The organism is Bacillus sp. UNC125MFCrub1.1 (assembly GCF_000701305.1).
Classification (GTDB): domain Bacteria; phylum Bacillota; class Bacilli; order Bacillales; family Bacillaceae; genus Bacillus; species Bacillus altitudinis.
Map to the genome: position 1 here is coordinate 287,730 of NZ_JNIG01000011.1, position 23,871 is coordinate 311,600.

A 23,871-nucleotide genomic window follows, 5' to 3' on the forward strand; every position below is an offset into this window, starting at 1 on the left:
ATTCAGCACCTCTTTACGTTCGGTTTAGAACAAGTGCTTCCTTTTGAACATCCATCAAGGTTCCGGCAGCATGCAGCTGCTTTCGAATCCCTGATAGCTCTGTAAAGAAGCCGTCCGAGAGTTCATATGCTACGATTGTGCCCGAATTCATGCAAAAGTATACATCTTCCAAAACACCTAATGTTTCACCATCTGGCGTACGGATCATTTTCTTTTTTAATTTCGAAAAGAAAAAGGATGGGGCGGTGGTATCTATCTCGATGCCCTTCTGGCAGCTCACATATAGACCTTTGTCTGTCAGTTTGTCGCCAGCTGAGAATGGAATGAAAGCACAGTCTTTCTTTTTCCCATCTAAAACATATCCCCCGCAGCTGCCGCCGGCTAAAAAGCAAATATCTTTGATCGCCCCAAGTGAATAAGACAGCTCGTCTGTATAGATCGTCAGTCCTTCAAGCTCTCGACATGTTCTCAAAATGTGATCAACCACCTTTTCGGAACAGTCTTATCGTGTGCGTTTCCTCTATGACTCATACGAAGAAATGGCTTCCATGAAGGAAGCCATCAGCGTGTAGACAAACCCTCGCATTCTTTGTCAGTCCTGCGTGCTGGTGCTCACGAATGTCAAATTCGCTCCGCGCCAGTACTCGTCCTTCTTAGGGCTGCAAAGGTTTTCTTTCACGCTGAAAAAAACAAAGGGCTAAAATCAAGTTCATTTTAGCCCTTTGTTTAACAATATGATGGCTTCCATGGAAGCCATTTACTCTTGCATAAAATCAAACGGAGTGATTCCCTCCATGCCAATATTGGCATCGTGTACGCTGAAAGGAAGTTCTTTTTGGAGGGCTGCTAGCTCAGCATCCATGACTTCTTCCGTTTCAGTAAGACGCATGGTTAAAGACGTTTGTCTGAGGGAGTCTTCATTATTTTTTACGCCCCACTCTAATGCTGATTCCTCACCGCACAAAATTAAAAACTTTTTACTTCGTGTAATGGCCGTGTAAAGCAAATTTCTTCGAAGCATTCGATAATAACTTCTCACGACTGGCAGCACCACGATTGGGAATTCACTGCCCTGGGATTTATGAATCGAGCAACAATAAGCGTGTGTAAATTGATGAAAATCTTTTTTCGTAAACGTGATTTCGTTTCCATCAAAGGAGATGACCGCCATATCTTCTTTTTCCGTGTTTTCTTTCGCATAAAAGATCGAGACAATTTCTCCAATATCTCCATTAAAAATGTTATTCTCGGGCTGATTGACAAGCTGAAGTACCTTATCACCTGTCCGGTAGACGACATCACCAAATGGAATTTCTCTTCCTTTTGGCTTTTTAGGATTCAAAATTTGCTGGAGCATTTTATTCAGTTCATTAATGCCTGCTTTTCCTTTATACATCGGGGCAAGCACTTGAATGTCCTTTGCTGAATAACCCTTTTGAGCAGCATTGCTGACCACTTTCTCGATGACTTCTTTCATTTGGTCACTAGAGCATTGAATAAAGGATCGATCCTTCGAGCGTGCAGTAATATCCTTTGGCAAAACACCATTTTTCATATCATGCGCAAGCTCAACAATTGTTGAACCGTCTGCCTGCCGGTAAATATCAGTTAATGTAACTGCCGGTATAGCTTGTGACGCAAGCAGGTCTCTTAACACTTGACCAGGCCCGACAGATGGAAGTTGATGTTCGTCTCCAACCATAATGACTTGAATATGATCTGGGATCGCCTTAAACAAATGGTTCGCCAGCCAAATATCCAGCATACTCGATTCATCAATGATAACAAGCTTTCCTTCAATCGGCTGGTCTTCATCATGTGAGAAGCCTTCTGATCCATTCCAGCCTAGCAACCGGTGAATGGTCACAGCAGGAAGTCCAGTGGATTCTGTCATTCGTTTCGCAGCACGTCCAGTTGGTGCGGCAAGCACGAACGGAAATGCTTCATCTTTTTTATAATCACCCGGGTCAAGAGATACGCCGTGAAGATCGCTGTAAAGCTCGACAATCCCTTTAATGACCGTCGTTTTCCCTGTACCCGGTCCGCCTGTTAGAAGCAGCATTGGAGACATGAGTGCCTTTTGAATGGCTTCTTTTTGGGTTGGTGCATACTGGACACCAAGCCGTTCCTCCAGTTCACCGAGTGCAAGCAGAAATTCTGATTCAGGAAATTGATCTGCATATTCTGTTTGAGAGACAATTTTTTGAATACGTTTTGCCACACTTTGCTCCGCATAAAAGAGCGACGGATGATAACAGCGATCATCTTCAATGATCATGTCTTTCCCTTCACCAAGTGCAATGATCTGATTGGCAACGTCCATTTCAGTCACTTTGTAGTCATTGCCTGTTTGATTCAGCAATTTACGGGTTTCGATGATCAGATCTTTCGTTTGTATGTACGTATGACCGTCTTGCAGGCTTGCTGTCTCAACGGTATACAAAAGGGCTGCACGAATGCGTTCTGGATCATTTCCAGATATCCCTGTTCTAGCGCCGAGTTCATCTGCTTTAATAAATCCAATCCCCTCGACGTCTTTGACGAGCTGATAAGGGTTTTCTTCAATTTTCTGCAACGTTTCACTCTCGTACGCTTGGTAAATCTTCATACTAAGCTGAGGACCAAAGCCATATTGATTCAGGCTGATCATAATTTGCTCAAGCCCTTGATGCTCCTGAAGTGCGGCAGCCAGCTTATCAGCCTTCTTTTTTGACAGGCGAGGGACGTCATACAAAACAGACGGATCACGCATAATTTGATGAAGCGTCTGATTGCCTAGCTTGCCGACGATTTCTTCCGCTGTCTTTTTTCCAATCCCTTCAAACAAGTCACTAGAGAGATAATGAATGATGCCTTGCTTTGTTGTAGGGACTTCCTTTTGAAAATGAGTGGCTTGAAACTGCTCGCCAAACTTCGGATGACTTGTGACCTTGCCATAGAAGGTGTAGGTTTCCTCCTCATGAAGCGCTGGGAAGTACCCTGTGACAGATGCTGTTTTTTCCTCTAAATTCTCTGATGTTTCAATGACTTTTACTTTTAACACCGAGTATAAATTACTTTCGTTATGGAAAATAACGGCTTGAACCGTCCCTTTTAAAAACGGTTCATCTTCAAGCTTCATTTGATCTGGATGTTCCTGCACAGGTCTTCCCTCCTTCCGGTTATTCTGCCTCTTGAATCAGCTTTTGCGCATGCAATGCAAGCATATGATCAGGTTGCACGTCAATGGCTTTTCCTAGCATTTCAAGCGCTTCATCTTTTTTTTCTAAATACGCATACGCAACGCCTGCATTATAAAAGGCGTCTGCATGCTGCGGATCTCGCGTAATCACTTCAGTAAAGACTGCGACCGCTTCCTCCAGCAGATGTTCATTCGCTAAGCACATGCCAAATTGAAATCTTGCTTCGTTATCTTCTTCGTTTAGCTCAACTGCACGCTGAAGATAAGGCATCGCAAGCTTTGGCTGCTCTAATTTCATCAGTGTCTGCCCTAACATATAAAACAAATCACTGTTTTCCATTCCAGCTTGTAGCGCTTGCTCAAAATAGTCTTTCGCTTTCATAAAGTCTTCTTTCATCGTATAGACATTTCCTGCTCCGTAATAGGCTGCAGCTGCTGTATGATCAAGTTCAATGGCTTTTTGAAAGAAGTTTAAAGCACGTTCAAATTCATGAACGCTTGAAAGTAAATTCGCAAAATTAATATATGGAACCGGGTCCTTTGGGCTTTCTTCAATGGCTTTCGTAAAAGCTTCAGCTGCCTGTTCGATGTTCCCTTGATTTAAAGCTTCAATACCGATTTCGTTATGATTCATTCGCTCTCTTCATCCTTTCATTAAAAAACCTCAACAGCGACGTTGAGGTTTTTAACACATGTTACACATACGACAGCTTTTGGCCATCTTTAAAGACATCGTCAATGGTCCCGCCGCCAAGACATTCTTCGCCATCATAAAAAACAACAGCTTGTCCTGGAGTGACAGCACGAACGGGTTCATCAAAGATCACCATTGCTTCCTGCTCACCTGTCATTTTGACTTTTACATGATGATCTTCTTGACGGTATCGGAATTTCGCTGTGCATGTGAGTTCACCGTTTTCGCCGACAATATGAGGACGAGTCCAGCTGATGTTCACAGCTGAAATACTTTCAGAGTATAAAAGCGGATTGTGGAAGCCTTGTTCAACAAATAAGATATTTTTCTCTAAGTCCTTCCCAACAACGAACCACGGATCACCGCTTCCGCCAATGCCAAGTCCTTGGCGTTGACCGATCGTGTAATACATGAGTCCATCATGTTCACCTTTTACTTCTCCGTCCATTGTCTGCATCACACCGGGCTGTGCAGGCAAATATTGGCTGAGGAATGTTTTAAAGTTTCTTTCCCCAATAAAGCAGATGCCCGTAGAATCTTTTTTCGTTGCTGTTGCGAGCTCTGCTTCTTTCGCTAATTCACGCACTCTTTTTTTCTCTAAATCGCCGATTGGGAACAACACTTTATCAAGCTGTTCTTGAGTCAGCTGATTCAAGAAATAAGTTTGGTCTTTGTTTGTATCAAGACCTCTTAGCATTTTCACTTCATCGCCGGTTCTGTCGACACGGGCATAGTGGCCTGTTGCCAAATAATCCGCTCCAAGCGACAATGCATGCTCAAGAAATGCTTTGAACTTAATTTCTTTGTTACACATGACATCTGGGTTCGGCGTTCTGCCTGCTTTATATTCATCAAGAAAATATTGAAACACTTTGTCCCAATACTGTTTCTCGAAATTCACTGCATAATATGGGATTCCAATCTGGTTACAAACACGAATGACATCCTCATAGTCCTCCGTTGCTGTACATACACCATTTTCATCTGTGTCATCCCAGTTTTTCATAAATATGCCGATCACATCATAGCCTTGCTCCTTTAACATGAGCGCAGCAACTGATGAATCGACGCCTCCGGACATACCGACCACAACTCTTGTGTCTTCAGGTCTTTTTGTCATCTTCATCAACTCCAATTTCAATGAAACAACGTGCGCGTTTCGTTCTTCAGGTGCCTAGCTGTTTCATTTTTCACACACGAACAAAAGGGAGCATTTATTTGGCTAGGCGTTTCACGACAGCCGCTATCTTACGAGCCGCCTGCTTCACATGTTCCTCTTCATTTCCAAGACCGAAGCTTATTCTGACTGAGGATGTCAGCTCTTTTGCTTCTTCACCATACATGGCGCTTAATACGTGCGAAGGAAGGACAGATCCAGCCGTACATGCTGACCCGCTTGAAACAGCAATCCCTTCCATATCTAAGTTCACAAGTAACGATTCAATGGAAACGCCCGGGAAGTGGACATTTAAAATATGCGGCAATGTCTCTTTCGGATGTCCATTGATAGAGAAATTGAGTGATTCCTCTTCGAATACTTGCAGCATCGCTTCTTTGAGCTTACCATAATGCACTGCTTTTTCTCTTCTATTTTGCTTTGTTAATTGAACTGCTTCTGCAAGCCCAATGATGCCCGCCACATTTTCAGTGCCAGCACGGCGTTTTCTTTCTTGTTCTCCTCCAAATAGCTGCGGAGAAAGTTTCACACGCTCATTCACGTATAAAAAACCAGTTCCCATCGGGCCATTTAGTTTATGACCGGACGCAGATAAGAGGTCGATATGAAGTTCTGTGACATCAATTGATATTGTCCCAAATGCCTGTACAGCGTCTGTATGAAAATGAGCAGCGTGATCATGCAAAAGTTGACCAATTTCTTTGATTGGCTGGATCACACCTGTTTCATTATTGCCGTACATGATGGTCACCAGAATTGTATCGTCTCTTAATGCTTGTTTTAATTGATCAAGATGAATCAATCCAGTGTGATCCACATCTAAATACGTCACATCAAAACCAAGCTTCTCTAAGCGTTCGCATGTATGCAGCACTGCATGATGCTCAGTTTTTGTTGTGATGATATGTTTTCCTTCATGCTGCCTTGCCATTGCCACACCTGTAATGGCCAAGTTGTCTGCCTCTGTTCCCCCGCTTGTGAGGATGATCTCCTGCTGCTTACAGTGTAATTCTCCTGCAATGACTTCCCTTGCTTCATCGAGCCACTTTCTTGCCTCGCGTCCATATGAATGAATACTAGAGGGATTGCCAAATATCTCTGTAAAGTAAGGCATCATCTTGTCCACAATTCGCTGATCCATCGGCGTTGTGGCTGCATGATCTAAATAGATACGTTCCATTTCCGGTACACCTCTGATCTAAATATAGAACATATACGCCTCTTGATCCTCGTCATCTTTATAGCTTGCCAAGTCTTCAAGAGTTGTATTGTCTAGTACGTCTTTTACTGCATCACGAATACGAATCCAAAGTGCACGCTTTGCTGGCTCTTCGTTTTCGATCACTTCAACAGGACTAATAGGTCCTTCTAATACTCGAATAATATCACCGGCTGTAATCTCGTTTGGCTCATGGGCAAGCACATAGCCACCATACGCTCCGCGGATACTTTTCACAAGACGAGCATTGCGAAGTGGTGATACAAGCTGCTCTAAATAATGCTCAGACAAATCATTGTTTTGAGCGATTGATTTTAATGATGTAGGGCCTTCGCCATGTTTTTTGGCTAATTCGATCATGATCGTCAGACCATATCTGCCTTTAGTAGAAATTTTCAAGTTAAACACCTCTGCGTTTTCTATTTCTATGTCATCAATTTTTTTCTGATTTCATATACGCTTATATAGACCAAAAGCAATTATATCATACTTTTAGCCAACTTTCATTTGCGGGTTCTGAGCTCAAAACGAGGACGCATCCCTTTTCTATTTGAAGAAATTTCGGTACTCTATACAAACAAGACATTGCTTTAGGAGAGATAATCATGAAACCTTTAGCGTATCGGATGCGCCCAAGTCATATTGGAGACATTATTGGGCAGGAGCATCTCGTTGGAGAAGGTCAAATTATTAGACGAATGGTCGAGGCGAAACATTTGTCCTCGATGATTTTATACGGGCCGCCGGGAATCGGCAAAACATCCATTGCAACTGCAATCGCTGGCAGTACAAGCATTGCCTTCCGTACATTGAATGCGGTGATTCATAACAAAAAAGATATGGAAGCTGTCGCCGCTGAAGCGAAAATGAGTGGTCAAGTCATCTTGATTTTAGACGAAGTCCACAGACTCGATAAAGGGAAGCAGGATTTCCTTCTTCCGTATTTAGAAAATGGCATGATCATTTTAATTGGCGCGACAACAGCTAATCCGTATCATGCGATCAACCCAGCCATCCGTAGCCGGACACAAATATTTGAGCTGAAGCCGCTGGAAACAGAGCAAATCAAAGCTGCATTATCTCGAGCTTTACAGGATGAACATCGCGGGCTTGGCGGTTATTCGGTCAAAGTTGATGAGGAGGCAATGAATCATTTTGCAAATGGATGCGGAGGAGATGTGCGTTCCGCTTTAAATGCGCTTGAACTAGCCGTCTTATCGACAAAAGCGGATGAATCTGGACAGATCACGATCACTCTAGCTGCAGCAGAAGAATGTTTACAAAAAAAGAGCTTCTCGCATGATAAAAACGGTGATGCCCATTATGATGTCCTCTCGGCTTTTCAAAAATCCATCAGAGGATCTGACGCAGATGCTGCGCTACATTACCTTGCAAGACTCATTGAAGCGGGAGACCTTGAAAGCATTTCGAGACGATTACTTGTGATGGCTTATGAAGATATTGGCTTAGCCAGTCCGCAGGCAGGGCCACGTGTGTTAAGCGCTGTTCAAACAGCTGAGAGAGTTGGTTTCCCAGAAGCACGAATTCCACTCGCTAATGCCGTGATTGAACTGTGTCTTTCTCCAAAGTCAAACTCCGCTTACCAAGCGATTGATGCGGCATTGCATGATATTCGCACGGGGAAAATGGGTGAAGTTCCCGTTCATTTAAAAGATGCCCACTATAAAGGGGCAGCAGCACTTGGAAGAGGCGCCGATTACTTATATCCGCACGATTATGAAAATGGCTGGGTGAAGCAGCAATATTTACCTGACCCGCTGAAAAACAAGCAATATTATGAACCAAAGCAAACTGGAAAATTTGAAGGTGCACTAAAGCAAGTGTACGAAAATTTAAGACGGCAAAAATAAAAAAAGCCCCCTGCTCTAAGCAGGCGGGCTGTTTATTTATCTTTCACACGTGTAATCGGAATGTCTTTTAACAGTTTCATAATGACATGACCACCCATGATCAGTCCAGCCACAGATGGAACAAAAGCATTGGATGACGGCGGCATTTGTGCCTTACGAATTTTCGCTTCATCATTTCCCACTTCTTTTCTCACATCTTCACGAATGACAATCGGACTTTCATCAGAGAAAATAACTTCAATTCCCTTACGAATGCCTTCCTTCCGCAGGCGTGTTCTGACGACTTTCGCAATTGGGTCTGTATGTGTTTTCGAGATGTCATCAATTTTAAAACGTGTCGGATCTGTTTTATTTGCAGCACCCATACTCGAAATAATGTTCACATCGCGTTTCAGGCACTCTTTCATTAAATGAATTTTATAATGAATTGTATCTGATGCATCAATGACATAATCAAGTGGATACTCAAAGAATTGTTCATATGTTTCTTCTGTATAGAACATTTTGAGCGCAACAACTTCACATTCTGGGTTAATGTCAGCAATTCTTGCCTGCATTAAGTCAACTTTAGGCTGACCAACCGTTGATAGCAAAGCTGGCAGCTGCCTATTTACATTTGTAATATCAATATCATCTTTATCAACAAGAACAATACGGCCAACACCTGAACGAGCAAGGGCTTCTACTGCAAAAGAACCTACGCCGCCTACTCCAAGCACTGCAACTGTACTGTTTTTTAATATATTTAAGCCTTCCTTGCCAATGGCAAGCTCGTTTCTTGAAAACTGATGTAACAAGTGCCTCACTCCACCTTTATTTAAAATGAATCGAAAGAATCATATCATATTCAGCATTCTCCGTCATCCTTCTCAAATAGAAAAAAACACAAAAAAGTCCCGATCACGCCGCCAGCTTTTCCTTCGTTTTGAACCCCGCACCATGCAGGTGGGTGCTTTCTTCCTCACTTTATAAGTCCTCAGAAGAGGCATTTATGCAGAAAGGAAAGGCAAGCTCCCGTAGAAAAAAATGTTCGGTCAAAACTAGGTAACCACCGTACGTATCAGGACTTTATTTATTAGTTGATGAAAGCATATCATAGGCATGTCCCTTTTACAAGCGTTTACATGCCTATAAACATGCGCCTATTTTACTGTTTTACTTTTGTTTTAATCGCCAAACTCAGTTCATCTAGCTGCGCTGTGCTTACAGTGCCAGGAGCATCTGTGAGAACACAGCTTGCACTTGCCGTTTTCGGGAACGCAATGGTATCTCTTAGGTTAGATCGGCCGGCAAGCAGCATCACTAGGCGGTCAAGTCCAAGCGCAATTCCGCCGTGCGGAGGCACACCATGCTCAAATGCATCAAGAAGGAAGCCGAACTGATCGTACGCTTCTTCTTTAGAAAAGCCAAGTAAACCAAACATTTTCTCTTGAATGTCCTTTTCAAAAATACGAATAGAACCTCCGCCAAGCTCATAGCCGTTCAGCACAAGATCATACGCTTGAGCTTTCATATCTTCTGGACTTGTTTCAATTAATTCAAGATCATCCCGAACTGGCATTGTGAAAGGATGGTGGGCAGCATAGAAGCGACCTTCTTCTTCATCTTTTTCAAGCAGCGGCCAATCGACAACCCATAAGAAATTGAAGACAGACTCATCGATGAGTTTAAGCTCTTTGCCAAGTTTTAAACGAAGTGCGCCAAGCGCATCATGGACCACAGACGTCTTATCTGCAACAAAAAGTAAAAGGTCGCCTTCTTCAACTTGAAGCTGTTCTTTTAATTCTGCTTGTTTTGACTCATCAAAGAATTTAGCGATTGGTCCTTTTAACTCTGTCCCTTCAGCTTTTAGCCAAGCAAGACCTTTTGCACCATAGTTCGCTGCAAATGCACCAAGTGCATCGATGTCTTTTCTTGAGTAGTTTGCTGCAGCCCCTTTGACATTAATGGCTTTGACAGCTCCACCATTGTTTACAGCACCGCTGAAGACTTTGAAATCTGAGTCTTTTACCGTGTCTGAAATGTTGACAAGCTTCATGTCAAATCGGGTATCTGGCTTGTCAGAACCATAGGAATTCATCGCTTCATCATACGTCATACGAGGTAATGGCAATGTCAGGTCAACACCTTTGACATCTTTCATCACCTTTGCCATCATCTCTTCAGCAAGCGTCATGATGTCTTCTTGACTCATAAAGGACATTTCAATATCGACTTGTGTAAATTCCGGCTGACGGTCAGCACGTAAGTCTTCATCTCTAAAGCAGCGAGCGATTTGATAGTAGCGGTCCATCCCAGACACCATGAGCAATTGCTTAAATAATTGCGGAGACTGCGGCAGCGCATAGAATTCTCCTTCGTGTACACGGCTTGGCACAAGATAGTCACGTGCACCTTCTGGCGTACTTTTTGTTAAAATTGGCGTTTCAATGTCTAGAAAGCCGTGATCATCTAAGAAATGGCGGAATGCTTTTGTGACTTCATGTCGCATTTTCATCGTTTCAAACATCGCAGGGCGGCGAAGATCTAGGTAGCGGTATTTTAAGCGCACATCTTCTGATACCTCATCTGCTTGATCAGAAATGACAAATGGAGGCGTCTTGGCTTCATTTAAAACAGTGACTGTGTCGACTTGAATTTCAATTTTGCCTGTTTTTAAATTTGGGTTGATCGTGGCTTCTTCTCTTGCGACCACTGTCCCTTTAATATCAAGGACATATTCATTCCGAATCGATTCTGCTGTCTCAAGAGCCTCTTTTGATTGGTCTGGATGAAAGACAACTTGCACAATGCCTGTACGATCACGCAGGTCAATAAAGATTAATCCGCCAAGGTCACGACGTTTTTGTACCCATCCTTTTAATACAACGGTTTGACCGATTTGGTCTTCTGTTACTTCTCCACAATAAAAAGTTCTACCAAACACAAACATTCCACTCCTTCTTTACGCTTTCTGGTGGGCTTTCATCATTTGAATCAGCTCATCAAGCTTCACTTCAATTTGTTCACCCGTTGTCGTATCTTTTACGTTTACAATTTGCTGCGCGAGCTCATCTTCACCAAGAACTGCAATAAACTTGGCTTTCAAGCGGTCTGCGGCTTTAAATTGTGCTTTTAGCTTTTTCCCTGTATAGTCCATTTCACTTGAAATGCCTTCTTTTCTTAGGCGATTCAATAAGCCAACAGCATAATCTTTTGCTTGATCTCCTAATGCCGCAATGTATAAATCAATGCCGTCTTGAACAGGAAGCTCAATCTTCTCTGCATCAATCGCTGATAGGAAACGTTCAATACTCATCGCAAAGCCGATACCTGGTGATTCAGGACCGCCAATTCCTTCAACGAGTCCATCATAACGGCCGCCGCCGGCTAATGTTGTGATCGCGCCAAAGCCTTCTGCATTACTCATAATCTCAAAGGCAGTGTGATTGTAATAATCAAGACCACGCACTAAGTTCGGATCGACGACATATTCAATGCCTAGATCGGTTAAATATTGTTTTACTTTTTCAAAATAAGTCCGTGATTCTTCATTTAAGTAATCTTGAATGGATGGTGCCGTTGCCATCAGTTCGTGGTCGCGGTCCTTTTTACAATCAAGAATACGCAATGGATTTTGATGCAAGCGAATTTGGCAGTCATGACAGAATTCATCAATTCTTGGTTCAAAATGCTCGACAAGTGCTTGACGGTAATCTGCACGGCTTTCTTTGTCACCAAGGCTGTTAATGACGAGTTTTAAGTTGGAAAGACCCGCTTTCTCATACACACTCATCGCTAATGAAATGACCTCTGCATCAATGGCAGGATCTTTTGAACCGATCGCTTCAATTCCGAATTGATAAAATTGACGATATCTTCCCGTTTGCGGACGCTCATAGCGGAACATTGGTCCAATGTAGTACAGCTTTGTAGGCTGTGCAGGCTGTGCAAACAGTTTATTTTCAACATAAGAACGGACAGTTGAAGCTGTTCCTTCTGGGCGAAGTGTGATGCTACGTCCTTTTTTGTCTTCAAATGTGTACATCTCTTTTTGAACGATATCTGTTGACTCGCCTACTCCTCGTGCAAACAGTTCCGTATGCTCAAAAATCGGTGTGCGGATTTCTTTGTATTGAAAGGCTGCACATGTATCTCTCGCAATTTGTTCAACATACTGCCAGCGTTCTGATTCTCCCGGTAAAATATCCTGTGTGCCTCTTGGAATATTAAAACTCATTTTTCGTCCTCCTACGACCATCATTCATTTTTTATGTGGACATATAAAAAACCCCCGCCTCTACTATGTGTATAGTAGGGACGAGAGTTATACCCGTGGTGCCACCCTAGTTGGAACATGATCTAGCCATGTTCCCGCTCAAATCCTTAACGCAGATTCACGTTCTCCGCCTAATGACTCATTTTTTGAGTGTTCAGCAGGAAACCTACAGAGTGTTCTTTCGTGATAAATGCCATGCGGATTCGCTTTCAGCCTAAGGCGATTCCTCTCTGCTCACGCAATTTACCCTACTATTCTCTATCATCAGTTCCACATTTTAAATTTTCAAGTGTGTTGATTTATATTATAATAAGGTCGGTGCTGCCACTCTGTCAACCCTTGCCGTGTCTCTTTTTCTTTTCCAGCTCTTCTTTTGACGTGCATCCGTATTCAGATGCCGTTTCTTCAAGGAAGCCTGGTTGATCCATTTCGTCGTGCTGCCAGCGATCGATATCACGATGTCCATTATATTGCACTCGTCCTAATTTTCTGCTTAATCTCATGTTTGTACATCCTTTTATCACATTTTTATCTAGTATAAACAGATTGATTCATTTTTATTAGGGAAACCGCAAGGAATTCATCCATTACATAACGAATTAACATTCATCGGTTTTACAAGGGAGGGGAAAACACCGTTTTGAATCTGAAAACACACCATCACATGATGTTGCTGCTCACCTGTTTTGTCCTCATTGCCAGCACTTGGCCAATGACACATGCGACGGCTCAAACAGATCAAGCTGTCGTTGCAACAGATGAAATCAATGTGCGAACCGGACCTGGTTTAAGCTACGGGATCGCAGCAGTTGTGAAACGAGGAGAAAGCTACCCGATTCTCACTGAACAAGGAGAATGGGTACAGATCGGGCTATCGAACGGACAAAAAGGCTGGGTCGTCTCATGGCTGATTACTAAGTCATCTGATGCACAAAAGCCTGCTAAGCAAAAGACGCAAGGTCAAAGTACGCAAGGAAGCAGTTCGATTACGTCAACAGCCTCCGACCTTCGCATTCGGACAGGCCCAGGGACTTCCTATCAAGTCATTGGCACTTTTCCGCAGGGCGCTTCCGCTAAAAAGCTGGACACAAGCGGCGAATGGACAAAAATATCGTACAAACAAGCGGAAGGCTGGGTCCACTCTGATTATATTTCTGGCGGACAAAACGCTTCTTCATCCAGTTCAGCTGAGCCCGCTCGTTCTAAACAGTCCGGCACAGTTGGCGTATCAAGCTTGAATGTTCGAAAATCGGCGGCACCAAATGCACAAGTGGCCGCTTCACTTTCCCGCAACACTCAAGTCACCATTTTACGGGAGCAAAATGGCTGGTATGAAATCGAAGCAAAAGGCGTTAAAGGTTGGGTTGCAAGTTATTATATTGTCTCAAACCAAGGAACAAGTGCAGCACCTGAAAAGAATTCTTCCTCTTCGTCATCTCATCAGAAAGCGTACATCGTTTATGATGGAACGAATATTAGAAAAAGCGCTTCTACCTCTGCTGGAATTGCAGAAAGAGCAACAAAAGGAGCTGCTTATCAAATTGTTCGTACACAAGGTGACTGGTACGAGGTGACATTATCAAACGGCGGAACAGGCTACGTGGCGAGCTGGGTCGTTCAAACAAAGAAAAATAGCAGCGAAGCACCAAGACCTCAGCAGGATTCATCGTCTGGCACTGGATCTTTAAAAGGCAAAACAATTGTTCTTGATCCTGGGCATGGCGGAAAAGACAGCGGCACGATCGGCGCAGACGGTGCATTTGAAAAGAATATCACGATCAAAACCGCTCATTTGCTGGCGGGTAAGTTAAGAGCTTCTGGAGCAAATGTCTATTTAACAAGAAGTGATGATACATTCATCAGCCTTCAATCGAGGGTTGCCACTTCACATTACCGAAATGCAGATGCATTTATTAGTCTTCATTATGATAGTTTTATGGACCCAAGTATCAGAGGGAGCACCGCATATTATTATCAGGCATCCAAAGATCAAAGCCTGGCGACAAGCGTTCATACGGAAGTCGCAAAACGATCACAGATCCCTGATAAAGGAGTCAAATTTGGAGATTATTTTGTTTTAAGAGAAAACAAGCGCCCTTCCCTTTTATATGAACTCGGCTATTTAAGCAATCCTCAAGAAGAAGCGATCATTTATAGCGCCTCTTACCAAGAACGAGTGACAGAAGGAATGACAGAAGGATTAAAACAATATTTCCGATAGAAAAAAGAGGCCGCTGCGCCTCTTTTTTGTTTGATCGCAAAAGAAAAAGACTCTAAACAAACTCTCAGCAAGAGTTTATCTACAGTCTAAAGTGAATCTATTCTTTGCTATCCATCCAGATGGTGACGGGTCCTGAGTTGGTCAATGACACATCCATCATCGCACCAAAGCGGCCAGTTTCTACATGAATGCCTTTTTCTCTAAGGGCTTTATTGAAACATTCGTAAAGGGCGTTCGCAGCATCTGGCTTGGCAGCTTTCATAAAGTTCGGCCGTCTGCCTTTTCTCGTATCACCATAAAGGGTAAATTGAGACACAGACAGTACACTTCCTTTTACATCTAACAAAGAATGATTCATTTTCCCGTTTTCATCTTCAAAAATACGCAAGTGTGCGAGCTTTTCAGCTAAGTAATGCACATCTTCTTCTGTGTCTTCATGTGTAACCCCAACGAGCACCATATAGCCTTCATTGATGGCACCTGTGATCTCTTCTTCTACTTTCACAGATGCACTCGTCACACGCTGAACAACAAGCCTCATAGACGATATACTTCCTTTCTAATTCATGAATCGGCGAACAGAGTAAATGTCTTTGATTTGTTTAATGCGTTCTACCACTTTGTGCAAATGGTTAATATTTTGGATAAAGATCGCCATATGGATCGTCGCCACTTTGTTACGATCAGACTTACCAGAAACCGACGAGATGTTCGTTTTGGTTTCGTTGACTGCTTGAAGCACCTCATTAAGTAAGCCGCGTCTGTCATATCCTAATATTTCAATTTCCACATTGTATTCTTTACGGTTTCGAGCAGGCTGTTCATGCTCCCACTCAACCGGGATTAACCGTTCCTGCGCTTCTCCTGTCTTCACGTTCGGACAGTCATCACGGTGAACAGATACGCCACGGCCTTTTGTAATAAAACCAACAATGCTATCACCAGGAACAGGATTACAACACTTAGATAAACGGACAAGCAAGTTATCAATGCCTTTCACTCGCACGCCAGCTTCTCGTTTTTTCCCGTGATATGGTTTTGACTCTACAGACACTTCTTGAACGGTTTTCTCTTGTTCTTCCTGATCTCTTTGCTTTCTTTCTTTTTCCGTTAAACGATTCGCCACTTGGAGTGCCGTAATTCCGTTATAACCGACAGCTGCATACATGTCCTCTTCATTTGAGAAATTAAACTTATCGGCCACTTTTTGCAGATTTTCAGCGGTCAAAATGTCTTTGACATCGAACTCAAGGTTTTTGATTTCTTTCTCCACAAGTTCTCGGCCTTTTTCGACATTTTCTTCACGGCGCTGTTTCTTGAAAAACTGTCTGATCTTGTGCTTCGCTTGGGAGGTTTGGGCAAGTTTGACCCAATCCTGGCTTGGTCCATAGCTATGCTTAGATGTCAGAATTTCAATAATGTCACCTGTTTTTAGCTTATGATCAAGTGTGACCATTTTACCGTTGACTTTGGCTCCGATTGTTTTATTCCCAATTTCCGAATGAATCCGGTATGAGAAATCAATTGGTACGGAACCAGACGGCAGCTCGATGACGTCACCTTTTGGTGTAAATACAAACACCATATCAGAGAAGAGATCGATTTTTAACGATTCCATAAATTCTTCCGCATCTGTGGATTCATTTTGGAATTCAAGGATTTCTCTAAACCAAGACAGCTTCTTCTGGAAAACGGCTTCTTCTGTCGATTCTGCTGACTCTTTGCCTTCTTTATACGCCCAGTGTGCCGCAATTCCGTATTCCGCAATTTCGTGCATTTCCACTGTACGAATCTGAACTTCAAGCGGGTCCCCTTTTGGACCAATCACCGTTGTATGAAGAGACTGATACATGTTCGGCTTTGGCATCGCAATATAATCCTTAAATCTGCCTGGCATCGGCTTCCAGCATGTATGAATAATACCAAGTACCGCATAGCAGTCTTTAATGCTGTCAACCAAAATACGTACAGCCAGCAAATCATATATTTCATTAAACTGCTTATTTTGCATGACCATTTTGCGATAAATACTATAAATATGTTTCGGTCTGCCGGAGAATTCAGCCTTAATGTTCACTTCAGACACGCGGTCTTTCACTTCATTGACAACCTCGTCCAAGTATTCCTCACGTTCCGCTCGTTTACGCTTCATGAGATTCACAATTCGGTAGTATTGCTGCGGATTTAAATAGCGGAGGGCTGTATCTTCAAGCTCCCACTTAATCTTTGAAATCCCTAATCTGTGCGCAAGCGGTGCAAAGATTTCAAGGGTTTCATTTGAAATTCTTCGCTGCTTTTCCTGCGGAAGGTGTTTGAGTGTTCTCATATTGTGAAGACGGTCTGCCAGCTTAATTAAGATGACGCGAATATCCTGCGCCATTGCAACAAACATTTTACGATGGTTTTCAGCCTGTTGTTCTTCTTGTGATTTATATTTAATCTTTCCGAGCTTTGTCACACCATCAACAAGCATGGCTACTTCTTCGTTAAAATGCTCTTTTAAATCTTCTAATGTCACATCCGTGTCTTCGACAACATCATGCAAGAAGCCGCCAGCAATGGTCGAAGGGTCCATTTCAAGATCAACAAGAATTCCCGCCACTTGAATAGGATGGATAATATAGGGCTCACCGGATTTCCGGTATTGCTCCTTGTGAGCATTTTCAGCATATTCGTATGCACGCTCTATAAATTGAATATGTTCAGCGGACAGGTATTCTCTTGCCTTATCAATGACCTGCTGCGCCGTTAAAACTTGTTCGTTCGCCATGGAATCACCTTTTTAAATGAAAACTGTATTGTAGTTTATTATCAAGAAAAATTCGATAGATGTAAAGAGAAGAAGTCCGCTAAAAGATTTTTGATAGGAAAAAAGCACCCTTCTTACTGAGTGCTTTTTGCGTAAAACTCCATTAGTATTGCATTAACGTCAAGATGTCGTAACCGTCAAGCTTCTTTCTGCCATCAAGATACGTCAGCTCAATTAAAAATGCAATCCCTGCCACAACGCCGCCTAATTCCTCAACCAGCTTGATGGATGCTTCAATCGTTCCACCTGTCGCAAGCAAATCATCTGTGATCAGTACACGCTGACCAGGACGAATTGCATCTTTATGAATCGTTAATACATCTTTACCGTATTCCAAACCGTAATCGACTTTGATGACTTCACGAGGAAGCTTTCCTTCTTTACGAACTGGGGCAAAACCTACACCAAGTGCGTATGCTACAGGGCAGCCAATAATGAATCCACGCGCTTCAGGTCCAACAATGAGATCAATGTCTCTTTCCTTCGCGTATTCAACGATTTGATCCGTTGCATAACGGTACACTTCGCCTTTATCCATTAACGTTGTAATATCTTTAAATTGTACACCTTCCTTTGGGTAGTCAGGTACAACTGTCACATATTGTTTTAAATCCATCTTTTCCTTTTCCTCCTCGTACGTCAAAGCACAGGTGAGACTTCGCTCATCATGCTATTCAGCCATTCCTTCAGCTCTTTGGCTGAGGAATATGTTAGTGTTTGATCGAGTTCCATCAATCGTTGTTTTGCTGTATAAGACGATGATGCGGTTAAATCTTTTTTAGGGGCATCACGCACTATTGACAGCACACCATTCTCTATTTTAACAAAACCGAGTTCAAAAAACACCTTTGTCATAAAAATGATTGTATCTTTTGTCCAACCTCTATGTTTGGCAAGCTCCATGCCTTGTTCTTTAATAGGAAAACTTCCCCGTTTGAACAAGAACCCATAGAACCATTTGAATTGATCACGGCTCGGGAATGAGGACATAAAGTGATCTTCTTTCCGCTGAAACACCGTATAAATTCTTGCTGGTTGTTGATTTTCTAAAAGCAGCTTGAGCAAGTGTTCATCGGCAGGAACATCGGCAAAGATCACATACTTTTCCTGCACATCAAACGTGGATACATTTTCTGCATCAATAAGGTGAATCGGAATATCCACCAGCTCCGATTGCTTTTTTGTTTCTTCGTCAAAACAGAAGACCATTGTTTTTGCTGGATCAAGTGTTGATACTTTCTTTTCCCAATCTTTTTTCCCGCGTAAATCAAACAGCTGCCATTCATCGACTCTAGCGTCTTTTAGCATGAGCTGAGGTTTCTTTCGGTTATTCCATTCATTAATCGAGACCTCGCCAACGACAGAGATTTGACTCCCTGGGACAAGTTCTTCTTTTAGTTTGCCTTGGTGAAAACCGACACAGTCGAGCAGCTTGTCTTCGTCTTTTAGTGACATTTTAATGTGATTTTGATTGGCCCCGATCGTTCGGATGTCTTCAAGCTGGGCGTCTTCAATCATAATGAACGGCTTAGGATTCTGCATGCCAAACGGGGACAGCAGTCCCACTTCTTCAATGGCTTGCACCGTCATTTCGTCCACTTTACATACTGCATCGACCCGTTGAATTGGAATGAAATCTTCTTCTGTCAACGTTTCATTTGCATATTGATTCAATCTTTCCCTAAGTAAAGGAACATCATCCGCTTGAAGTGTCATTCCTGCTGCCATCGGGTGTCCACCGAAATGCGGCAGGATGTCACGGCACTTGCTCAAATGGAAAAATAAATCAAAGCCAGGAATACTTCGAGCTGACCCTTTCGCCATCTGCGTTTCTTCATCTATTCCAAGCACAATCGCCGGACGAGAAAATGTATCCGTCAATTTTGAGGCAACAATGCCGACAACGCCTGGATTCCAGCCAGCTTTTGCTACGACGATAGCAGACTGGTCAGCACCTGTCTCTTCGACCATTTGAATGGCTTCTTCCGTGATCGTACTCACAATTTTCTGCCGTTCTTTGTTCAATTCTTGTACAAAACGAGCGAGTTCTTCTGCTTCATCCATATCCTCAGTCATGAGAAGATGAACAGCCGGATCTGCCTGCTCAATTCGTCCAACAGCATTCAGCCTTGGCGCAATTTGAAAGCCGACTGTTTCCTCATTTGCTTCTTCAAGAGTGGCGCCTGCTTCTTTTAATAACGCTTTTAACCCAGGCCGTCTAGACTGTCGAAGCTGCATAAGACCTTTTTTGGCAATCCATCTATTTTCATCATGCAGCGGGACAAGATCCGCAATGGTACCGATTGCAGCAAGATCTAATAATTCTACTGGGAGTTTACCGAGGAGTGCATGTGCCACTTTAAACGCAACACCGACACCCGCCAGCTCTTTAAACGGATACTCACACCCAGGCTGCTTAGGATGTACAATCGCAAGTGCCTCAGGCAGTTCCTCGCTTGGTTCATGGTGATCTGTGATGATCAGGTCTAATCCTATTTCTTTTGCAATACGTGCTTCATTTACAGCAGCGATCCCTGTATCCACAGTGATGACAAGCGATGCTCCTTGCTCTTTGATATATCGGAAAGCCTGTTCGTTTGGCCCATATCCTTCTTTAAATCGATCTGGAATATAAAAGTCTACCTTCGCAGATCGTTCTTTAAGTGTATGTAAAAGTACAGACGTACTTGTCACACCATCTGCATCATAATCTCCGAAGATCACAATCGATTCCTGCTCTTCGATCGCTTTGTTGATGCGCTCTACTGCTTCTTTCATTCCTTTTAATAAGAATGGATCATGAAATTCGGCTTTTTGATCAAATAAAAAAGACCTCGCTTCTTCTACTTCTTCGAGCCCTCTTTGTACAAGAAGTGATGCAGTCAGCGCTGAAATATTCAGATTTTCAGAGAGTGATTTCACTTTTTCTTCGCTAGGATGTTCATATTCCCAGCGCATTTTGGATAATAACATAAATTCACCCCTCAACCACACTATTATACTAGAGTGGACTAAGGGGTTTCAATTTTTATTTTATGAAATTGTACTGGAAGATTATTTTTCCTTCCGGTCAAAAGACGCTGGCTGTTCTTTTAAAGGTGTGACATTCGTTTTCTTTTGAACGTCTTTGTCCGCCTTTTTATGAGAAGAAGCAGGGCTTGCTTTAGCGGCTGCATGTTCAGCTTTTAATGTTTTTAATTCACGTTTTAGTTTCATAATTTGGAAAATCCCCGCAAAAGCCACAATGAGTCCGCCCATAAGAACAGAACCGATAATGACAAGGATCAGCGGCCATTCAGCCGTTCCAAATAAGTAGTCTACCTGTACAGGCCGCACGTTAATAACAGCAAATACTGAGACAATTAATACGAAAATAAATGCGAGTATGATGGTCCATTGTTGTTTATTCATCTACAAATCCCCCAAGCTTTTTCTTTTATTCTTCCCTCTTTCTTGTCCTTTTTAAACACCGAAAGAACATGGCGGAAGTTTTTCTATCAGCATGGGCGCTTAGCTGCTGAGTTTTTCTTTAATGAGGCTCTTTAATTCTTTTCTTTCTCCAGAGATGACAAGGGTGTCTCCTTCTTCAATCACCGTATCTGGTCCTGGATTTAAAATTTTCTCATGTGATTTTCTCACAATGGCGATGACTGTTACTTGATAGTTTTGGCGAACACTCAGGTCTCCGATCGTCTGGTTAACAGCCGGTGCGTTCTTTTCAATCTTAAACCATTCAATGATGAGTTCATCAATGGCCACCTCCACTGTCTCAAGCGCTTTTGGTTTATAGACCATGCCGCCTAAAATAGCCGAGATTTGTCTTGCTTCTTCATCGCTAAGCAAGATACCAGAAATACATTCTTCGTGATCATCTTCTTGAAAATGATACATCTCTCTTCTGCCGTCATCATGAGTGATAATGGCAAGTTTCTCATTATTTCTTGTGATCATTTCGGCTTTGTGACCGATACCTGGCAGTTCAGTTTCCCGAACCTTCATAACAGCCCCTCCAATGAATAAAAGCCAAATGCCCCAAACGGACATTTGCTTTCTATACTGATCTAAACGTATGTCATTATAGCAAAAGACCATTTCAAGATCAATGAAACCCGAAATGTTTTTACATATCATCTTATTGTTGTGACGATGACAAGTATGATGCATGAAAAAAAGACTGCCAAGCTGGCAGTCTTTCCGTTTAAATATCTTGTTCTGTGTCGATTTTAGCCGGCTTTTTCAGCTCACGACCTTTCCATATCAGCCAAATTTGTGCCGCAATGTAAAGGGATGAATACACCCCTGTTAATAGTCCGACAAGTAAGGCGATGGAGAAGTTTGTAATAGATGCTGAACCGAAAATGAGAAGTGCAATCACCACAACAAGTACGGTGAGCACGGTGTTCACAGAACGCGTAAAGGTTTGCTGTAAACTTAAATTCACAATGTACGATAAATCTTCGATCGTTTTCGGTTTGCGTTTCTTCATTTGCTCACGCACCCTGTCGAAGGTGACAATCGTGTCATTGATTGAGTACCCGATGACCGTGAGTATCGCTGCAATGAAGGTGACATCCACCTCTAAACGCGTAATGCTAAAGAAGGCAACGATAAAGAATGCGTCGTATAGCAGAGAGACAATCGCTGCAATCGCCATTTTATACTCAAATCGGACGGATACATATAAGATAATCCCGATAGAAGCAATGATGACAGCGTATAATGCGTTACGCGCAAGCTCTTTTCCAACCGTCGGAGACACTGTACTTACGTTAGGCTCCGTTCCATATTTATCTTTGAAGTAATCTTTCACTTCAGCGATTTTTTCTTTATTCGGAACACCGACAAATCGAGCTGCTGCTTGATTTTCTTTTTGACCCGATAACACAACACTGTCTGTCTCAAGGTCTAGCTTTTTAAAATCTTGCTCCACCTGTTCTGTTGACAGTTTATGGTCACTTTGAATATCAACTCTAGTACCACTTGCAAAGTCAATACCTGCATTGAGCTTGAAGATCGACAGCACAATGATTCCAGCAATGGTAATGGCTGCTGAGAAAATCATAAAGCCTTTACGTTTGCTGACGAAATCCCATTTATCAAATGGTGTTTTCGGTTCAGTATTTTCAGTTGTTTCATGAATATCAATAATGTCTTTCTGACGAACCCCAAACCAACCTTTTCTGCGGTCGAGATAACGGCTTTCTACAAGTAATCCAAGAAGGAATCTTGATAGGAAGACAGCCGTGATAAAGCTTGTCAAAATCGATAGGATAAGCATAGTTGCAAATCCTTTGACAGAGCTTGTTCCAAAGAAGAACAGAACCCCTCCGGCAATGATACTTGTTAAGTTTGCATCAAAGATCGTGGCAAATGATCTGCGGTTACCCGATCTGAAAGCAGAACGGACAGATTTACCGAGCTTGAGCTCTTCTTTAATCCGTTCATACGTAATAATATTGGCATCAACAGCCATCCCTACCCCAAGAATCAATGCAGCGATTCCAGGAAGTGTCATGACCGCACCCATCCAGTCAAAGACTTGCAGCGTGATATAGATATAAGCTGACAGTGTAATGACAGCAACAAGACCTGGCAATCGGTAATAAAACAGCATGAATAAGAAGATAAATGCGATTCCTACAATTCCTGCGAAGACTGTTTCGTTTAGTGCTTGCTCACCAAACTGTGCACTTACAGATGTTGAATATTTTTCGGTTAATTTTACTGGCAATGCGCCGGCATTTAAAATGCTCGCAAGGTCTTTTGCCTCTTGAACCGTAAAGTTTCCTTCGATTTGTACGTCACTGCTGTTAATTTCTTGGTTTACATTCGGCGCAGATACATACTTATGATTTGATTTAGAGACTTCTTTTTTGAAGGAATCTCCCTTATGATAATCAAGCCAAATGACAAGCTGATTGTTTGGTGCCATCGCCGCTACTTTTTTTGTCACGTCACCAAACTTTTTCGCATCCTTTAGTTTGACTGTCACGATCGGCTCATTCGTTTGATTGAATGTTTGTTTTGCACCATTTTCAACAAGATCAGATCCGTTTAGGAGTTCTTTGTCATTCGTATCTCTGAAGGAAAGCTGTGCTTCAGTCGATAGAATCTCCCGTGCTCTGTTTTGATCTTTTACACCCGCAAGCTGTACGCGGATACGGTTGTTTCCTTCAATCGAAATGTTCGGCTCACTGACGCCAAGCACGTTGGCTCTTCGGTTTAAAGCCTCTACTGTACTGACGAGAACACCATTTGTGATCTTGTCTTCTTTTTTCACTGGGTGTACATCATACAGAACTTCAAATCCACCTTGTAAGTCCAGCCCTAGCGTCATATCTTTCGCAACGGGCTTCGTTAATAAGCCCACACCAGTTCCGATTAACAGAACCACTAAGAAAAACGCAAGTATGCGCCCTTTTTTCATTATGTATTTCCTCC

19 protein-coding genes, 1 other RNA gene and 1 other annotated feature are annotated in these 23,871 nt (G+C 42.6%); of the genes, 2 read left to right on the top strand and 18 right to left on the bottom strand.

Annotated features, from left to right (window positions below; all coding sequences use genetic code 11):
- Positions 1–13 precede the first annotated feature (13 nt).
- From N521_RS08950 to cymR, 6 genes are all read right to left on the bottom strand, one after another.
- Positions 14–472: a PRC-barrel domain-containing protein gene (locus tag N521_RS08950; RefSeq protein WP_008342703.1), complete on the bottom strand. Its 459-nt coding sequence runs from the start codon at positions 470–472 to the stop codon at positions 14–16.
- A 285-nt stretch (positions 473–757) separates the two neighbouring features.
- Positions 758–3,142: an SF1B family DNA helicase RecD2 gene (gene recD2, locus N521_RS08955; RefSeq protein ID WP_035390959.1), complete on the bottom strand. Its 2,385-nt coding sequence runs from the start codon at positions 3,140–3,142 to the stop codon at positions 758–760.
- Positions 3,143–3,161: 19 nt separating this feature from the next.
- Complete coding sequence (locus tag N521_RS08960; RefSeq protein WP_008342707.1) at positions 3,162–3,815, bottom strand: tetratricopeptide repeat protein; 654 nt, start codon at positions 3,813–3,815, stop codon at positions 3,162–3,164.
- Positions 3,816–3,876: 61 nt separating this feature from the next.
- Positions 3,877–4,995 (bottom strand): tRNA 2-thiouridine(34) synthase MnmA, encoded by a 1,119-nt coding sequence (gene mnmA, locus N521_RS08965; RefSeq protein WP_008342709.1) that lies wholly within the window; start codon positions 4,993–4,995, stop codon positions 3,877–3,879.
- 94 nt (positions 4,996–5,089) lie between these two features.
- Positions 5,090–6,232 carry a cysteine desulfurase family protein gene (locus tag N521_RS08970; protein ID WP_035390962.1) on the bottom strand — a complete coding sequence of 381 codons (1,143 nt, stop codon included), beginning with the start codon at positions 6,230–6,232 and terminating at the stop codon, positions 5,090–5,092.
- Positions 6,233–6,250: 18 nt separating this feature from the next.
- Positions 6,251–6,670, bottom strand: coding sequence for a cysteine metabolism transcriptional regulator CymR (gene cymR / locus N521_RS08975; RefSeq protein WP_008342713.1), 420 nt, complete (start codon positions 6,668–6,670; stop codon positions 6,251–6,253).
- Positions 6,671–6,876: 206 nt separating this feature from the next.
- Here cymR and N521_RS08980 point away from each other — a divergent pair, with 206 nt between their 5' ends.
- Entirely contained in the window at positions 6,877–8,142 is a 1,266-nt protein-coding gene (locus tag N521_RS08980; RefSeq protein WP_017358110.1) for a replication-associated recombination protein A, read from the top strand.
- A gap of 32 nt (positions 8,143–8,174) precedes the next feature.
- On the opposite strand, the gene N521_RS08985 is transcribed toward N521_RS08980, so the two are convergent.
- The 5 genes from N521_RS08985 to N521_RS19665 form a co-directional block, all read right to left on the bottom strand.
- On the bottom strand, positions 8,175–8,939 hold the full coding sequence (locus N521_RS08985; protein ID WP_008342718.1) for a tRNA threonylcarbamoyladenosine dehydratase: 765 nt from the start codon (positions 8,937–8,939) through the stop codon (positions 8,175–8,177).
- 92 nt (positions 8,940–9,031) lie between these two features.
- Positions 9,032–9,212, bottom strand: a non-coding RNA gene (gene ssrS / locus N521_RS19190) — 6S RNA.
- Between the two features lie 77 nt (positions 9,213–9,289).
- On the bottom strand, positions 9,290–11,068 hold the full coding sequence (gene aspS, locus N521_RS08990) for an aspartate--tRNA ligase (RefSeq protein WP_035391010.1): 1,779 nt from the start codon (positions 11,066–11,068) through the stop codon (positions 9,290–9,292).
- A gap of 18 nt (positions 11,069–11,086) precedes the next feature.
- On the bottom strand, positions 11,087–12,361 hold the full coding sequence (hisS, locus tag N521_RS08995; protein ID WP_008342721.1) for a histidine--tRNA ligase: 1,275 nt from the start codon (positions 12,359–12,361) through the stop codon (positions 11,087–11,089).
- A gap of 73 nt (positions 12,362–12,434) precedes the next feature.
- Positions 12,435–12,674: a binding site (T-box leader), on the bottom strand.
- 58 nt (positions 12,675–12,732) lie between these two features.
- Positions 12,733–12,903 (bottom strand): YrzK family protein, encoded by a 171-nt coding sequence (locus N521_RS19665; RefSeq protein WP_003216250.1) that lies wholly within the window; start codon positions 12,901–12,903, stop codon positions 12,733–12,735.
- A 137-nt stretch (positions 12,904–13,040) separates the two neighbouring features.
- On the opposite strand from N521_RS19665, the gene N521_RS09000 reads away from it, so the two are divergent.
- Positions 13,041–14,621 (top strand): N-acetylmuramoyl-L-alanine amidase family protein, encoded by a 1,581-nt coding sequence (locus tag N521_RS09000; RefSeq protein ID WP_035390964.1) that lies wholly within the window; start codon positions 13,041–13,043, stop codon positions 14,619–14,621.
- A 97-nt stretch (positions 14,622–14,718) separates the two neighbouring features.
- Here the strand turns inward: N521_RS09000 and dtd are convergent, their stop codons facing one another.
- The 7 genes from dtd to secDF all read right to left on the bottom strand — a co-directional run bounded on the left by dtd (position 14,719) and on the right by secDF (position 23,857).
- Positions 14,719–15,162, bottom strand: coding sequence for a D-aminoacyl-tRNA deacylase (gene dtd / locus N521_RS09005; protein WP_035390966.1), 444 nt, complete (start codon positions 15,160–15,162; stop codon positions 14,719–14,721).
- 18 nt (positions 15,163–15,180) lie between these two features.
- Positions 15,181–17,391, bottom strand: a complete 2,211-nt coding sequence (locus N521_RS09010; protein WP_008342726.1) for a RelA/SpoT family protein — start codon at positions 17,389–17,391, stop codon at positions 15,181–15,183.
- A gap of 142 nt (positions 17,392–17,533) precedes the next feature.
- A complete protein-coding gene (locus tag N521_RS09015) occupies positions 17,534–18,046 on the bottom strand; it encodes an adenine phosphoribosyltransferase (RefSeq protein WP_008342729.1) in 513 nt (170 codons plus the stop codon).
- A 23-nt stretch (positions 18,047–18,069) separates the two neighbouring features.
- Positions 18,070–20,403, bottom strand: a complete 2,334-nt coding sequence (gene recJ, locus N521_RS09020) for a single-stranded-DNA-specific exonuclease RecJ (RefSeq protein ID WP_035390967.1) — start codon at positions 20,401–20,403, stop codon at positions 18,070–18,072.
- 81 nt (positions 20,404–20,484) lie between these two features.
- Positions 20,485–20,841, bottom strand: a complete 357-nt coding sequence (locus N521_RS09025; RefSeq protein WP_017358117.1) for a LapA family protein — start codon at positions 20,839–20,841, stop codon at positions 20,485–20,487.
- 99 nt (positions 20,842–20,940) lie between these two features.
- The gene (locus N521_RS09030) at positions 20,941–21,429 is read right to left on the bottom strand and encodes a cation:proton antiporter regulatory subunit (RefSeq protein ID WP_008342734.1); all 489 of its coding nucleotides are present in this window, start codon (positions 21,427–21,429) and stop codon (positions 20,941–20,943) included.
- 199 nt (positions 21,430–21,628) lie between these two features.
- Positions 21,629–23,857, bottom strand: coding sequence for a protein translocase subunit SecDF (secDF, locus tag N521_RS09035; RefSeq protein WP_017358118.1), 2,229 nt, complete (start codon positions 23,855–23,857; stop codon positions 21,629–21,631).
- Between the last annotated feature and the right edge of the window lie 14 nt (positions 23,858–23,871).

Coding starts and splice junctions, on each gene's coding strand:
- hisS (WP_008342721.1), bottom strand. CDS start 12,361: ATGAGTTTTAATATTCCAAGAGGCACACAGGATATTTTACCGGGAGAA.
- N521_RS09025 (WP_017358117.1), bottom strand. CDS start 20,841: ATGAATAAACAACAATGGACCATCATACTCGCATTTATTTTCGTATTA.
- N521_RS09015 (WP_008342729.1), bottom strand. CDS start 18,046: ATGGATTTAAAACAATATGTGACAGTTGTACCTGACTACCCAAAGGAA.
- secDF (WP_017358118.1), bottom strand. CDS start 23,857: ATGAAAAAAGGGCGCATACTTGCGTTTTTCTTAGTGGTTCTGTTAATC.
- recJ (WP_035390967.1), bottom strand. CDS start 20,403: ATGTTATTATCCAAAATGCGCTGGGAATATGAACATCCTAGCGAAGAA.
- N521_RS19665 (WP_003216250.1), bottom strand. CDS start 12,903: ATGAGATTAAGCAGAAAATTAGGACGAGTGCAATATAATGGACATCGT.
- N521_RS08960 (WP_008342707.1), bottom strand. CDS start 3,815: ATGAATCATAACGAAATCGGTATTGAAGCTTTAAATCAAGGGAACATC.
- N521_RS09030 (WP_008342734.1), bottom strand. CDS start 21,429: ATGAAGGTTCGGGAAACTGAACTGCCAGGTATCGGTCACAAAGCCGAA.
- mnmA (WP_008342709.1), bottom strand. CDS start 4,995: ATGACAAAAAGACCTGAAGACACAAGAGTTGTGGTCGGTATGTCCGGA.
- N521_RS08980 (WP_017358110.1), top strand. CDS start 6,877: ATGAAACCTTTAGCGTATCGGATGCGCCCAAGTCATATTGGAGACATT.
- dtd (WP_035390966.1), bottom strand. CDS start 15,162: ATGAGGCTTGTTGTTCAGCGTGTGACGAGTGCATCTGTGAAAGTAGAA.
- N521_RS09010 (WP_008342726.1), bottom strand. CDS start 17,391: ATGGCGAACGAACAAGTTTTAACGGCGCAGCAGGTCATTGATAAGGCA.
- N521_RS08970 (WP_035390962.1), bottom strand. CDS start 6,232: ATGGAACGTATCTATTTAGATCATGCAGCCACAACGCCGATGGATCAG.